The following is a 14,604-nucleotide window of genomic DNA, read 5'->3' as shown; positions in this document are numbered from 1 at the left end:
GGCCCGGCAGGTCAGCCGGCGAGATGCGAATGGCCCGGCCGGCCAGCGTGGGGTCAGCCGGCCGCCGTGCGCGTGCGCGCCTGGAGGATTTCCAGGTAGTGGGGGTTGTGCATGATGCCCAGGACGTTGCCGAAGGGGTCTATGACGGCGGCGGTGGTGAAGTTGCTGTCGCCGTGGGAGGTGATGGGGGTGTATTCCTTGGCGCCCATCGACAGGAGCTTTTCGAAGGTGGCCAACAGGTCGTCCACGTGCCAGTGCATGACGGCGCCGCCGGGGGCGTTGGCGGCGCCGGGCGGGGCGTATTTGCGGTCGATGAAGCCGAGTTCGTCCTCGTCGTCGCCGATCCGGAACTCGAAGTACGCGGGCGGTGCCGGAGCGGGCGGGAACTGGAAGTACGCCTCCTGGTCGAGCAGTTCGGCGTACCAGTCGCGCGCGGCGGCGAGGTCGTCGGCGTAGAAGCTGATGGTGGCGAATCCTCGGAACATCGGGGCACTCCCTGGGTCGGTGTCGAGCTGGTGAAGCCATCATGCCGGGGTGAAGTGCTCACCAAGTGAGCACTTTTCCCGAGAGGTTTCCCTTCAGTGCCGGCGGAGTTCTTGACAGGGCCATGAGCCGGTTCGATGATGCATGCGGGTGCCGAGTAATGCGCACTTAAACGCACTTTCTTTCATTAATGAGCACTGCTGCTGCGTCGCTGTATCCCGCCCCGGATCACGCCCACGAGGAGATGTCCCGTGACCGACGTCAATCGCCGTAGGTTCCTGCAGTTCGCGAGTGCGGCCGCCGCGGCCACCGCGCTGCCCGCCGTCATCGAGAAGGCCGCCGCGATCCCGGCGGCGATCAGCTCCGGCACGATCGCGGACGTCGAGCATGTCGTCGTCCTGATGCAGGAGAACCGCTCCTTCGACCACTACTTCGGATCGCTGCGCGGTGTCCGTGGATTCGGCGATCCCCGCCCGCTCCCGCTGCCCAGTGGGAAGAGCGTCTGGTACCAGGCGGATGGCAGCGGCAAGGTGACGCTGCCGTTCCGGCCGGCGGTGAGCAACCTCGGCCTGACCTTCATCGAAGACCTGCCGCACGGCTGGAACGACACGCACAACGCCTGGAACGGTGGCCGCTGGGACCGCTGGATCTCCGCCAAGGGCACCACCGCGATGGCCCACCTGACCCGCAACGACATCCCGTTCCACTACGCCCTCGCCGACGCGTTCACGATCTGCGACGCGTACCACTGTTCGTTCATGGGCGCGACCGACCCGAACCGCTACTACATGTACACCGGCTGGGTCGGCAACGACGGCACCAACGGGGGACCGGTGGTCGGGAACGAGGAAGCCGGCTACGGCTGGAACACCTTCCCCGAGGTCCTCCAGCAGGCAGGAGTGTCCTGGAAGGTCTACCAGGACGTCGGTTCCGGCCTGAACGCCGCTGGCAGCTGGGGCTGGGACAGCGATCCCTACATCGGCAACTACGGCGACAACTCGTTGCTGTACTTCAACAAGTACCGCAACGCCCAGCCCGGCAACCCCTTGTACGACAAGGCCCGCACCGGTACGAACGCGAAGAACGGGGACGGGTACTTCGACAAGCTCAAAGCCGACGTACTGGCGGGCAACCTGCCGCAGGTCTCCTGGATCGCCGCCCCCGAAGCCTTCACCGAGCACCCGAGCTGGCCCGCCAACTACGGTGCCTGGTACGTGTCCGGCGTCCTCGACGCGCTCACTGCCGACCCGGCCGTGTGGAGCAAGACCGTGCTGCTGCTCACGTACGACGAGAACGACGGCTTCTTCGACCACGTCGTCCCGCCGTACCCGCCGGCGTCGGCCGCGCAGGGTCTGTCGACCGCGAGCACCTCCGGCGAGATCTACACCGGCGGCGGGGGATCGGGCTACACGACCAATCTGCAGTACGGGCTCGGACCGCGGGTGCCGATGCTGGCCATCTCGCCCTGGAGCCGCGGCGGCTGGACCTGCTCGCAGACCTTCGACCACACCTCGATCATCCAGTTCATCGAGAAGCGTTTCGGAGTCCACAGCCCGAACGTGTCCGACTGGCGCCGGACGGTCTGCGGCGACCTCACCTCGGCCTTCGACTTCACCGGGTCCGACAGCACGAAGCCGTCGTTGCCGAGTACGACGGCGTACAAGCCGCCGGCCTCGCACACCTCGCCGCCCGACTACCACCCGGTCCCGCCCAAGACCGGCGCGCTGCCCATGCAGGAGTCCGGTGTGCGCAAGGCACGGGCGATTCCGTACGACCTGGCAGTCGACACCGTGGTGGTCAACGGCCGGATGCAGTTCACCTTCACGAACCGGGGCACGGCAGGAGCGGGGTTCCTCGTCACCTCGGCGACCCGTAGCGACGGACCTTGGCCCTACACGGTCGGGGGCGTCAAGTCTCTCACCGACACCTGGGCGCTGCCGTCGACCCGCTACCAGTTCGGTGTGTACGGACCCAACGGCTTCGTCCAGGAGCGGGCCGGGACCATCGCGGAACTGGGACCGGAGGTCACCGCCCGGCACAATGCGGCGACCGGCTACGTCGACCTGACCTTCGTCAACGGCGGGACCAAAACCGTGACCTTCACCGGCGTGGACCGCTACGCGCCGACCCAGCCGTACTCGTACACGGTCCAGCCCGGCACCTCCCGCGTGGTGCCCAACTGGGGTGTTGCCGCCGGCAACCGCTGGTATGACATCAGCGTCACCAGCAGCACCGATTCGGCGTACCTGCGTCGTTTCGCCGGCCATATCGAGACCGGTGCGGCCTCCACCAGCGACCCGGCCATCGGCTCGTGAAACTCCTCCTGAAAGGAGCCCGCCCATGAGAAGGCTGGTCACCCTCGCATCAGCAGCCGCGCTGGCCACCACCGGACTGGTCGTCGGCACGTCACCCGCAGCCGTCGCCGACCCGATCGCCGCGAACACCAGCACCGCCATCGGCGTGAAACCGATGATGGGCTTCAATAACTGGGCGCGCTTCACCTGCGCCGCGCAAGCACGTCTCGACGGCACCAGGACCGGCTATTCGTTCCAGCAGTTCATGCAGGACCAGGCCAAGGCCATGAAGGACACCGGTCTCGTTGCTGCCGGCTACACCAACCTCACTGTGGACGATTGCTGGATGCAACGGACGAGCGCCGGTTACCTGCATGGGGCGGCAACCTGGGGCAGCAGCAGCCAGCCCGGGTTCGACTGGGAGCTGACCGACTACTCCAACTACGTCCACAGTCAAGGGATGGAGACCGGGCTCTACAGCACCTCGGGCGTCAACACCTGCCAGGGCGTACCAGGCGGGGTGATGGGACACGAACAAGCCGATGCCAACTCGCTGGCGTACTGGGGGATCGACTCCCTCAAGCTGGACAACTGCGGGACGACCAGCAGCAATCGTCAGCAGATCTTCACCACCATGGCCAACGCTCTGAAGACGGCCACGGCCGGTACCAGCCGGAAGATCCTGTTCAACGAGTCCGCACCCGCCGGGTACGGCCCGACCAGCACCGAGAAGTACAACTCGATGGATTGGGTCCGCACCCTCGGCCAGATGTGGCGGGTCAGTCCAGACATCGCCGTCTGGCATGGCGACAACGCCTCGGCCTGGAACTGGCCGCATGGTGGCGACTACTACGAGGGTGGCGTCTACCAGAACCTCACCGACACCATCGCGCTGGCCCGCTACAACGGCCCGGGCAACCACAACGACGCGGACATGCTGCTGATCGGTGACAACAAGCAGCTCACCCTCGCCGAGCAGCGCAGCCAGTTCGCGCTCTGGTCAGCGATGGGCTCGCCGCTGATGATCAGCTCCGACCTCCGCAAGCTGGCCGCCGACCCGACGACGTACGCGCCGCAGCTGAACATTCTCAAGAACAGCGACATCATCGCCGTCGACCAGGACGCGCTCGGTGCAGGCGGCTACCTCGCGTCCCGCAGCAACGCCTCGGCCACCGCCGGGATCGACGTCGTCGTCAAGCCACTGGCCGGCGGTCGCCGCGCGGTCGCGGTACTGAACAAGAACTCCGCCTCGACCAGCTACACCCTGGACCTGGCGCGGGTGGGTTTCGGGAACACCGGCTGCACTCGCACCGCCCGGGACCTGTGGAGTCACACCAACCAGTCGGTGCAATCGTCCATCACGATGACGATCGCCAGTCACGACACCGCCATCTACACGATCGACCCGGGAAGCTGCGGCGCCGCGATCCCGGTCGGTCAGATCCAAGCGCCGCAGAGTGCGTTCCAGGCAACCGCCCTGTGCTTGGACGCCTATACCGGTGCTGCTGTCGGCAACAAGGTCGCTTTGTACGGCTGTACCGGCAACAGCAACCAGCAGTGGCAACGCCAGCCCACGGGACTCATATCCTCCTTGGCGAACACGGCGCTGTGCATCTCCGGCGACTCCACCGGCCTCCGGCTGGCCGCCTGCAACAGCAGCGACACCAAGCAGAAGTGGACCTACAACCGCTCCGGCCAGCTCAGGCAGTCCACCGGCGTCTGCATCGACATCGCCGGCGGCAACCTCGCTGACCCCAATGCAGTAGTCGCGACCTACTCCTGCGGTACCCACCAGCCCAACCAGACCTGGAGTGCCCCCTTCGACGGCCCGCCCGCGCCGTAGTCGTCAGGCGGGCTTGCCCTGGGCAGCGCGGGCCTGTTCGAAGGGGAGTCGGTCGAAGATGATGCGGAGGTCGACGATCTTGCCGGCGCGGACGGTGTGGAGTTCAGCACCGGGCGCGTCGGCAACTGGGCGGGTGGTGGTGCCGTACATCAGCAGCACGGTCGTGTCGTCGCCGTACGACGCGAGCAGTTCCGCTTTGAGCAGGATCTGGGAGAACGGCTCCATGAAGGCGCGGAACGCCTCGGCGCCTTCGATCCGCCCGGCCGGCGCGTGGCAGACCAGGTCGTCGGCGAGGTAGGTCATCGCCTGGTCGAAGTCGTGGCCGGTCCAGGCGTTGTAGTAGGCCAGGACGGTGTCGAGTGGTGTTGTCATACCTGGATAGACACCGTCGGGTTCGCGATCGGAACGGTGAGGGCTGGCACGATGTGGGGATGCAGAGCTTCGAGGAGCTGACCGCGCCGTACCGGCGTGAGCTGCATCTGCATTGCTACCGGATGCTCGGCTCGTTCACCGATGCGGACGATCTGCTCCAGGAGACGTTGCTGGCCGCCTGGCGCGGGCTGCCCGCTTTCGACGAACGTTCGTCGTTGCGCACCTGGCTGTACAAGATCGCCACCAACCGCTGCCTCAACGCGATCCGGGACAGCAAGCGCCGCCCGCCGGCCGAGCCGCTGCCACCGTTCGATCCGCCGGAGCCGACCAGCCGCGGCGACGTCACCTGGCTCCAGCCGTACCCCGATGCGCTGCTCGACGATCAGCTGGTCAAGCGCGAGAACATCGAGCTCGCCTTCATCACCGCACTCCAGCGGATGCCCCCGCGTCAGGCGGCCGCCTTGATCCTGGTCGACGTGCTGGACTTCTCCACGCCCGAAACCGCCGAGCTGCTGGACACCACGCCGACAGCCGTCAAAGGCGCACTCCAACGCGCCCGCGCATCCCTGCACAGCCCGCCACCACCGCGCGACACCGAGACCGAACGCGACGTCGCCCGGAGATTCGCCGAAGCCTTCGCCGCCGACGACATCACCACCATCAAGACCCTGCTCACCGACGACGCCTGGCTGGCCATGCCTCCGGCACCACACCAGTACTACGGCCCGCCGGCGATCGCCGCGTTCCTCGAGGCCAGCGCCGGCGGGCGCGACTCAGCGACCCTGGAGTTGGAGCCGGCCGGCGCCAACCGGCTGCCGGCGTACCGGTGCTACTTCGTGACCGGATCCGATCGCCGCGACACCGGACACGTAGTCCTGACCATCAGCGACGACCGGATCAGCTCGATCACCCGTTTCCTGAACCCCGGCTAGCCGGCGAGGTCCCCTGGATGCCGCCTACTCGGGGAGCAGGACAGCGCCGACGGCAGGTTGCGCGTTCAGTTGGCCCTCCTTGACGAGCGCCGCAGCCGCGTCGCGGCCGTTCTCGCCGGTGCGGGTCATCCGGGCGGCGACCAGGCCGGCGACGATCGGGGTGCTGAACGACGTACCGCTCCAGCGAGCCATCCCGTAGAACCGCTCCACCCGCGGCGGCTGCCCCGGGACCACGTTCGGCGGTTCGTGGTACTCGTAGCTCCCGACCGGGAACGCGTTGACGAGATCCTGCCCCGGCGCATAGACATCCACCCAGCCACCGAAGTTGCTGAACGGCGCCCGTCCCTGCCAGCTGGTCGCGAGCGCCCCGACCGAGACGCTGAACGGCGACGCGGCCGGCCAGAACGGCTTCCGGCTAGCATCGTTGCCTGCCGCAACGATCAGGGCGACGCCCTTGTGGTGGCTCAGCCGCAACTCGTCGAAGACCCGGAAGCTGAGCAGACCGGTCGCGTCGTACGCGTGGGTGCCGGCCGACATGCTGATGATGTCGGGGAAGTCCTCGTTCAGGACGGCGTCGAGCGCCTGGACGAGGTCGGACTCCAGCGCCGAGCCGCCGAAGTTCAGCACCCCCCGGACGTACACCTCGGCCCGCGGCGCGACGCAGCGGATGAGTCCGGCGATGAAGGTGCCGTGACCCGCGTACTTGTTCAGCGTGTCGCCGATCTGGGCGTAGTCGGGGTCACCCTCCACGCCCTCCAGCCACTGGCTGCGTCCCGGCGCGGCCGCGTCGAACCCGGTGTCGACCACGACGACCTTGACCCCGTCACCGGCCCCGCGATCCGGGGTGTAGCCGGGGTACGGCGCGCTGACGGCGGGTACCGGCTCGGGCTCGGTCGCCGGACATCCGGCACCGTTGCCACACAGCGGGACGACATGGTTCAGCGCGACACTGTCCCGGCCGACCCCGCTGATCTGCGTGGCGGCCCGTCCGTCGACGCTCGGCCGGCCGCCCTTGGTGACGGCTTCCAGTACCTCGATCGTGTCGTAGTCCCGTTCCGACGAGAGCCGAACGAGCCGCAGGCCCGCCAGCACGGGTTCGACGAACTGACGCTCGGCCCGGCCCTCGGCATCGGCTGCCCGCCGCTCGGCCGCCTGGTCGTCCTCGGAGGGGAACAGCCCGAGCTGCACGAGGATCTCGCGCACCTCGTCGAAGTACTGCTGCCGGACGAGCAGCACGCCTTCCTCGTAGAGGAATTCGGTGTCACCGGCACCGGTGCCGATCCCCACCCGCCACCGCGACTTGCCCGGCCCGGCGCCATAACTTTCCTGAATGGCCCGGCGCTGCTCGGCCCACGGCGTCTCGGGAACATCCTTCGGACCGGCGGCCGCCGCCCCTTCGCCCGATGTGTCTTCCTGCATTACCCCTCCAGATTTCGACCCTGCAGTTTCTGTGTCCAGCAACTTAGTGTCCTGAGTCGGACGTTGGCGCACATCTCCAGCGCCCAGGCACGCACCTCCCGGCACTGGCGCAGCATCCACGATGCTCCGCATCGAGGACGCTCCTCCAGCACCGCGATGCACGCACCTGGGCGCTGGAGCTGAAGCGCCAACGTCCGACTCAGGACACTAGACTCGTCCCCGTGTCAGTTGCCAATGGCGACCCCCGACCAGGCCGTCAGCAGGCAGCTGACGATCTGCTTCCGCTCGCGGTGGCGCGGCCGGCCGAGGCTTTCGGGGCGGCGGAGACCCTGCTCGCGCAGTCGCCGGATCCACGGACCGCGTCGATCGCTCACCAGGCGAAGGGCATCGTGCTGCGCGACTCGGGGCGGGCGGCCGAGGCCATCGCGGAGCTTCGCCGGGCGGTTCGGCTGGCGGGCAGGTCGGGCGATTCGGAGCGGACGGCCGACGTCGAGGCGACCCTCGGGCTCACCCTGGGGCTGGCCGGCCGCGCGGCGGAAGGACTCACGGCGCTGGACCATGCCGTTGCGCTCAGCAATGGAATTCACAGTGGTCGCGTCCTCATGCGCAGGGGCTATCTGTTGCGGGTGCTCGGCCGGTACGACGAAGCGCTCGCCGACCTTCGCCGGGCAGTCAAGGTACTGCGCACAGGGGGCGACCGGCTGTGGGAGGCGCGCTCGCGCACCCATCGCTTCCTGGTGTACGCCGCGCTCGGGCAGGCGACGCGGGCCGACCGCGACCTGGTGATCGCCGAGCAACTGCTGACCGCGGAGGGCCAGGACCTGGAGTCGGCGATGGCGGTCCACAATCGGGCAGATCTGGCCTATCAGCGGGGTGACTTGCCCGAGGCGCTCGGATTTCTCGACGAAGCGGGGGCTCGCTACGCGGCCCTGCAGACGTCCTGGCCGAGCTTGGCCATCGACCGCTCGGCGGTGCTGCTCGCTGCTGGGCTGGCGGGTGAAGCGCTTGCCAGCGCGGAGGAGGCGTTGGCCAATGAGACCGGCAACGGGACTGCGACGGCTGATCTGCTCTTCGCTGCGGCGCAGGCTGCACAGGCGGCAGGGCAGGCCGCTCTGGCGGGGGAGCGGGCTGCGGCTGCTGCTGAACTGTTCCGTCGGCAGGGGCGGAAGAGTTGGCAGGCTCGGGCGTCGTTCGTCGTGCTGCAGTCGCGGTACGACGCTGGCCAGCGTGGTGCGCGGTTGAGCACTCAGGCCGGGCGGGTGGCTGATCGGCTTGACGAGCTGCACTCTGCCGAGGCGGCGTCGGCGCATCTGTTCGCCGGCCGGCTGGCTGCTGAGGTCGGTCGGCGAGACGACGCGGATCGGCACCTGGCCACTGCTGCTCGATTCCGTCGGCGCGGGCCTGCGTACGGTCATGCGGCGGGTTGGCTCGCGGAGGCGCTGCGGGCGGAGGGTCGGGGCGCCACCGCCGCGACGCTGATCGCTTGCCGGCGCGGGTTGCAGGCGGCTGGGGATCACCAGCGTTCGCTGGCGGCGCCTGAGTTGCGCGCGCATGCGGCGGCGTACGGGACCGAGCTTGCGGCCCTCGCCCAGCGACACGCCGTACGCCGGGGAGACGCGCGCATGCTCCTGCGCTGGAGCGAACTCTGGCGAGCCGGCGCCCTCGCCGTACCACCGGTCCACGGCCCCGACGATCGAGAACTCGCCGGAGAACTCGCCGCCCTCCGCAACATCACCGCCCGCCTCAACGAGTCCGCTCCAGGCCCCGCCACCGACCGACTCCTCACCGACCGCACCCGCCTCGAATCCGCCATCCGGTCCAGGACCCGCCGCCTCGCCGCCCGCCCCACCAGCACCCCGACCACCTCTGGGGATCTGGAGGAACTGCTGGGTGGGCTGGGGGAGCATCGGCTGGTCGAGCTCACCGAGGTAGATGGCGAGCTGTTTGCGATCAGCGTGGTCGGGCGCCGGGTGCGCATGCATCGGGTCGGGCCGGTGGCCGCGGCCGTCCGGGAGATCGAGCTGGCCAGGTTCATGCTGCGCCGGCTGGCTCGAGGGCGGCCACCGGCCAGAGCTCTGGAAGCTCTTGAAACCGCCGGCAAGCGACTGCAGCAGGTTCTTCTCGGTCCAGCCGCGGCCGACCTGCACAGAGGCAACCCGAGCGGACCCGTCGTCGTCGTTCCCACTGCTCGGTTGCAGTCGGCGCCCTGGGCGATGTTGCCGGCGTTGGGTGCGGTGCCGCTGACCGTGGCCCCGTCGGCCGCGCTGTGGCTGAAAGCCGGCCGGACGAAGGCCCCGTCGCGCCGCCGGGTGGCGCTGGTCGTCGGCCCAGGTCTGGACGGCAGCGGCAGCGAACTCGAACTGATCAACAAGGGCTACCCGGACGCGATCACCCTGCTGGACCAGAGCGCGACCGCCGAGGCCGCCCTGGCCGCGCTCGACGGCGCCTGGACCGCGCACATCGCCGCCCACGGCATCTTCCGCACCGACAACCCGCTCTTCTCGAACTTCACCCTGCACGACGGCCCATTGACCATCTACGATCTCGGCCGCCTGCGCCGGGCCCCGCAAAGACTCGTCCTGTCCAGCTGCGAGTCCGGCGTCGCCGCTGCGGTCGGCGCCGACGAACTCCTCGGCGTCGTCTCCGCCCTGGTCCCACTCGGCACGGCCAGCCTGCTCGCCAGCGTCGTACCGGTGAACGACGCCGCCACCGCCGGCCTTATGGTCGACTTCCACGAGCACCTGCGCGGCGGAGCATCCTTCGGTACTGCGTTGCGCGCCGTCCGGGCGAGCATCGCCGACGACCCGGTCATGCTCGCCACCGCGCTGTCCTTCGTCGCCCTCGGGTGCTGACAGCGTCAAACCATCACCCAAGCTGTCGTGACCGAAGCGCCTGTCGCCGACCTGCACCGCACTCTCAAAGGCCCACCGGACAACCCGTCGACCAGGAACCGCCCCAGCTCGTCGGTAGGCAGCGCGACCCGGCGACTGTCGCCGTACTCGAGTGAGCAGTCCACCGGCGCAGTACCGATCACCTGACCGATCAGCGTCAGCTCGTCGCCATCCCGCACGACCTCCAACTCGACCTGGAGCTCGCCGCTGTCGAAGGAAAGCAGCCGATCCAGGTCGACGGCTCCACCCCGGACCAGCTCGAACTCGAGCTCCGCCTCGGTCGCCGAGGAGTCGGCAACCAGTTCGGCCAGCTCGCTGTCGAGGTCGCGGGTGAGAATCGCCGCCCGGGCAGCGGCCATCACGTGCTCCGGTACGGCGTCCAGTTCGCCGGCGAGCCGACTGAGTTGAGCCATCAGCTCGTCGTCATCGTCGAAGGCGTTCATGGCATGGCCAGCTTCCGTAGGTTGGCGAGGCAGCGCTGGCGCGACGGGCCGATGCTTCCGACCGGCATGTCGAGGGACGCGGCGACATCGGCGTACGCCGGTGGTGGATCTGCCATCAGCACTCGCAGGAGCGCCTGGCACCGCGGCTTGAGCAGGCGGAACGCTCGCCAGAGAGCAGATTCCTGCTCCGTCTTCAGCAGACCGGCGTCGAGTGGAGCGGCGTCGTCGTCCGGCAGGCTGTCCCAGTCGGAATCGGTCGGCGTCGGCACCCGGCGGCGGAGGATCGCGAGGCATTCCCGGCGTACGGTCGTCGCCAGCCAGCTGCCCAGGTGTTCCGGCTCACGCACCGTGTCCAGACGCTCGACCAGCCGCAGCCAGGTCGTCTGGACGGCGTCGGCAGCGTCGTCGCTGCCCAGGCGCATGCCGCGGGCCACCGACCACAAGAGGTTGGTGTACCGCGCCGTCAGCGCGTTCCACGCCGCTTGGTCAGCCGCCTGCGCTCGCTTGACGAGCTCGGCGGTGCTGACATCTCGCAGCAGATCCATTGCAAAGACTCCGGTTCTGTCGGCGGCCCCGCCAGCCACTCACTCATTGTCGCGGTTGCGGCGGACTCCGTCCACGATCGGTCTGTTCTGCCGGAGAGGAGGCGGCCGGCGACCCTGAGATACCGAAGCCGCCGAAATTATCCGGGAATCGGACGTATCAAGCGGGTATCTCGGTCCTCTTGTACATCAAGCCGGTGATCAGAAACGCGACCGGCACAGTGCCTTGGAGGGGGGAGGCGCGACTCAGCGGTGGTTTCAGGGGGCCACTGCACCCCTGCGGTGGCGTTGGAGGGTGCGCCACCGCGGGGCACGAGTCGTTACGCTCGCGCCATGCAATCAGTCCAGGCGCTGCTGATCATCGACCTCCAGCTGGGCAGCCTCGCCGCTGTACCTGAGTCCGAGCGGTTGCTCGAGCGGGTGGGCGAACTCCTGGCGAAGGCACGGGCGGCCGGCGTACTGATCGTCCACGTCCAGAACGACGGTGCCCCGGGGACCGCGGATGCACCGGGCGGACCGGGGTGGGAACTCCATTTCGGTGTCGAGCCGGGGGAGTCGATCATCCGCAAACTGCGGGATGACTCCTTTGCCGGTACTCCGCTCGCCAAGCTTCTCGCCGCTCACGACGTACAAGCGGTAGCGATCTGCGGACTGATGTCCGAGATGTGCGTCAGTGCCACAGCCCGTACTGCGCTCGCCCGCGGCCTGCGCGTCGTCCTGCCCCACGACGCCCACAGCACCACCGGCATCCCCGCCACGGCGGTCACCCCGGCGATCTCCGCCGAGACCGTCTCGCGGGTGGCCGAGTGGGCGCTCGGCGATGAACTCGAGCTCGTCGAGCACGCCGGCGAGCTGTCCTTCAGCAACTGACCCGCCACTGAGCTGTCCCTCGGCAGGTAACGCGCCACCGAGCTTTCCGATGTAGCAGATAGGCCCTCCGCCAGAAACTTGCCCTGGAGGAGTCATGCCCGCTGAGGATCGGGAAGCACTGCAGCAGTTCGTCAGGCAGCTGGACGAGTTCCTGCGGCTGGCGATCGGGCCGGACGGATTGTTGCCGTCCGAGCAGAGTCAGGAGCTGCTCGCGGCGTACGACGAGTTGGCCGACCGCGACGCGTTCGCCGAGCTGCGGGAGGTGGTCGGCGACGCGGCGTACGACGAGCGCCTGTTCGTCTGCGGCCTGACCGGCGCCAACCTCCGGGTGAAGCTCGCGGGCTGGGCTCGATCGCTGGCCAGACTCTTCAACGCCGTCGGCCCGAGCCCCCGCCGGTACCTCAGCGCCTTCAAGTGGGCCAACACGATCCTCGGCAGCATCCTCGCCGCCACCGGCGTAGGCGAAGCCGTCAAGGAGCTCAAAGAAGCCGCCGAGAACACCTACGAAGACCTCACCGACTGATCCGCCCGCCACAACCGGCGACCTTGAACACCCACCGGCGACCCTGAACAAGAAATAACGTGTTCAAGGTCACCGCTACCTGTTCGAGGTCGTCAGTCGGTGGCGGAGGCGGTGCCTATTTGGCGTAGAGCGCCTCGACGTCGGCTTCGTGCTTCTTCATCACGATATGGCGGCGCAGCGACAGCTTCAGCGAGAGCTCGCCGTTCTCCTGGGTCCAGTCCTCGGTCAGGATGCTGAACTTCTTGATGCCCTCGGCCTTGGAGACGGCCGTGTTGGCGTCGTCGATGGCGGTCTGGATCTCGGCGATCAGGTCCTTGTCGTCCACCAGGACCGACATGTCGTTCGGCTTGCCGTGCTTCTCGGCCCAGGCCGGGATGGTCTCCGGATCGATCGTGACGAGCGCGGCGATGAACGGCTTGCCGTCGCCGACGACCATGCACTGGCTGACCAGCGGGTGCAGCCGGATCCGGTCCTCCAGTACTGCGGGGGCCACGTTCTTGCCGCCCGCCGTCACCAGGATCTCCTTCTTCCGCCCGGTGATCTTGATGAACCCGTCCGCGTCGAACTCGCCCAGGTCGCCGGTGTGGAACCACCCGTCCGAGTCGATCGCCGCAGCCGTCGCCTCGTCGTTCTTCCAGTAGCCGAGCATGACCTGCCCGCCCTTGAAGAGCAGCTCACCGTCGTCGGCCACACCGACCGTCACACCGGGCAGCGGCTTGCCGACCGTCCCGATTCGGATGTCGTCCGGCAGGTTCACGGCCAGCGCGGCAGTCGTCTCGGTCAGCCCGTAACCCTCCAGCACCGGTACGCCGATGCCGCGGAAGAAATGTCCGAGCCGGTTGCCCAACGGCGCCCCACCGGACACGGCGTACTCGACCTGGCCGCCGAGCACCGCGCGCAGCTTGCCGTAGACGAGCTTGTCGTACAGCGTGTGCTTGGCCTTCAGCCCGAAGCCCGCGCCACCCTTGTCCTGCGCCTCCGAGTACGCGATCGCCGTCTCGGCGGCGGCGTCGAAGATCTTGCCCCGGCCGGCCGAGTGCGCGGTCTGCGACGCGGTGTTGAACACCTTCTCGAACACCCGCGGCACGCTCAGGATGAAGGTCGGCTTGAACGAGCCGAGGTCCGGCACCAGGTTCTTCACGTCGGCGGTGTGCCCGACCTTCACCCGCATCAGCACGCAGCCGACCTGGATGATCCGGGCGAACACGTGCGCCAGCGGCAGGAACAGCAGCGTCGACGCGCCGTCCAGCTTGAACAGGTCGGGCAGCACCTTGGTGGCCGTACCGAGCTCGTCCATGAAGTTGGAGTGGCTGATCTTGCAGCCCTTCGGCCGCCCGGTCGTGCCGGATGTGTAGATCAACGTCGCGAGATCACCAGGGACGACCGCCGTACGCCGCTTGTCCAGCTCGGCGTCGCTGACCTGCTGGCCGAGGGCGGTGAGCTGGTCGACGGCGCCCGACTCGATCTGCCAGACCTCCTGCAGGGCGGGCGCCTCGGCCCGGGCGGACTCGACGACGACCCCGTGCGCGGCGTTCTCGACGACCGCCACGACCGCTTCGGAGTCGGTCAGGATCCACTGGATCTGCGAGGCCGACGAGGTCTCGTAGATCGGCACGGTCGCCGCGCCGATGCTCCAGATCGCGTAGTCGATCAGGGTCCACTCGTACCGCGTGGCGCTGAGCAGCGCGACCCGGTCGCCGTGCTTGACGCCGGCCGCGATCAGGCCCTTCGCCACCGCACCCACCTGCTGCGCGAACTCGGCGGCGGTGATGTCCAGCCAGCCGCCACCCTCGACCCGTCGACTGAACACCGCGGTGTCAGGATGGGACGACGCGTTCGCCCAGACGGGATCGCTCAAGCTGCCGGTGGTCGGCGGCTCGATGACGGCAGGGGTGGTGAACTCACGCATTCGCGTCTCCTCAGACGGTTACGAATGGACAACTCAGACGCACGCTACCGTCAACCTACCCACAAGTAGTCAGATCTGTGACT

12 protein-coding genes are annotated in these 14,604 nt (G+C 68.3%); 6 read left to right on the top strand and 6 right to left on the bottom strand.

From position 1 onward, the window contains the following. Window positions 1-53: 53 nt before the first annotated feature. Window positions 54-485, bottom strand: a complete 432-nt coding sequence (locus ABD768_RS06930) for a VOC family protein (RefSeq protein ID WP_344838517.1) — start codon at window positions 483-485, stop codon at window positions 54-56. A 249-nt stretch (window positions 486-734) separates the two neighbouring features. Here ABD768_RS06930 and ABD768_RS06925 point away from each other — a divergent pair, with 249 nt between their 5' ends. Continuing rightward, window positions 735-2,798, top strand: a complete 2,064-nt coding sequence (locus ABD768_RS06925; RefSeq protein ID WP_344838514.1) for a phosphocholine-specific phospholipase C — start codon at window positions 735-737, stop codon at window positions 2,796-2,798. 25 nt (window positions 2,799-2,823) lie between these two features. Further along, entirely contained in the window at window positions 2,824-4,620 is a 1,797-nt protein-coding gene (locus tag ABD768_RS06920; protein WP_344838511.1) for a ricin-type beta-trefoil lectin domain protein, read from the top strand. A gap of 3 nt (window positions 4,621-4,623) precedes the next feature. Here ABD768_RS06920 and ABD768_RS06915 read toward each other — a convergent pair whose 3' ends face one another. Continuing rightward, window positions 4,624-4,992, bottom strand: coding sequence for a nuclear transport factor 2 family protein (locus ABD768_RS06915; RefSeq protein WP_344838509.1), 369 nt, complete (start codon window positions 4,990-4,992; stop codon window positions 4,624-4,626). 59 nt (window positions 4,993-5,051) lie between these two features. On the opposite strand from ABD768_RS06915, the gene ABD768_RS06910 reads away from it, so the two are divergent. Beyond that, on the top strand, window positions 5,052-5,924 hold the full coding sequence (locus ABD768_RS06910) for an RNA polymerase subunit sigma-70 (protein ID WP_344838506.1): 873 nt from the start codon (window positions 5,052-5,054) through the stop codon (window positions 5,922-5,924). Window positions 5,925-5,948: 24 nt separating this feature from the next. Here ABD768_RS06910 and ABD768_RS06905 read toward each other — a convergent pair whose 3' ends face one another. Continuing rightward, window positions 5,949-7,343 (bottom strand): S8/S53 family peptidase, encoded by a 1,395-nt coding sequence (locus ABD768_RS06905; RefSeq protein WP_344838503.1) that lies wholly within the window; start codon window positions 7,341-7,343, stop codon window positions 5,949-5,951. Window positions 7,344-7,564: 221 nt separating this feature from the next. Here ABD768_RS06905 and ABD768_RS06900 point away from each other — a divergent pair, with 221 nt between their 5' ends. Continuing rightward, complete coding sequence (locus ABD768_RS06900; protein WP_344838500.1) at window positions 7,565-10,195, top strand: CHAT domain-containing protein; 2,631 nt, start codon at window positions 7,565-7,567, stop codon at window positions 10,193-10,195. Window positions 10,196-10,200: 5 nt separating this feature from the next. On the opposite strand, the gene ABD768_RS06895 is transcribed toward ABD768_RS06900, so the two are convergent. Then, window positions 10,201-10,677 carry a hypothetical protein gene (locus tag ABD768_RS06895; RefSeq protein ID WP_344838498.1) on the bottom strand — a complete coding sequence of 159 codons (477 nt, stop codon included), beginning with the start codon at window positions 10,675-10,677 and terminating at the stop codon, window positions 10,201-10,203. Then, on the bottom strand, window positions 10,674-11,222 hold the full coding sequence (locus tag ABD768_RS06890) for an RNA polymerase sigma factor (protein ID WP_343968726.1): 549 nt from the start codon (window positions 11,220-11,222) through the stop codon (window positions 10,674-10,676). Before ABD768_RS06890 ends, ABD768_RS06895 begins: the two co-directional genes overlap by 4 nt. Before the next feature lie 330 nt (window positions 11,223-11,552). Here ABD768_RS06890 and ABD768_RS06885 point away from each other — a divergent pair, with 330 nt between their 5' ends. Both ABD768_RS06885 and ABD768_RS06880 read left to right on the top strand, forming a co-directional pair. Continuing rightward, window positions 11,553-12,089: an isochorismatase family protein gene (locus ABD768_RS06885; RefSeq protein ID WP_344838495.1), complete on the top strand. Its 537-nt coding sequence runs from the start codon at window positions 11,553-11,555 to the stop codon at window positions 12,087-12,089. Window positions 12,090-12,183: 94 nt separating this feature from the next. Beyond that, window positions 12,184-12,612: a hypothetical protein gene (locus tag ABD768_RS06880; RefSeq protein ID WP_344838493.1), complete on the top strand. Its 429-nt coding sequence runs from the start codon at window positions 12,184-12,186 to the stop codon at window positions 12,610-12,612. A gap of 115 nt (window positions 12,613-12,727) precedes the next feature. Here ABD768_RS06880 and ABD768_RS06875 read toward each other — a convergent pair whose 3' ends face one another. Beyond that, on the bottom strand, window positions 12,728-14,521 hold the full coding sequence (locus tag ABD768_RS06875) for an AMP-dependent synthetase/ligase (RefSeq protein ID WP_344838490.1): 1,794 nt from the start codon (window positions 14,519-14,521) through the stop codon (window positions 12,728-12,730). Window positions 14,522-14,604: the final 83 nt, after the last annotated feature.

It is taken from the genome of Kribbella ginsengisoli, assembly GCF_039537185.1.
Lineage (GTDB): Bacteria > Actinomycetota > Actinomycetes > Propionibacteriales > Kribbellaceae > Kribbella > Kribbella koreensis.
Note: the sequence above shows the minus strand (reverse complement) of the source record. Positions and strands in the feature narration are given on the sequence as shown.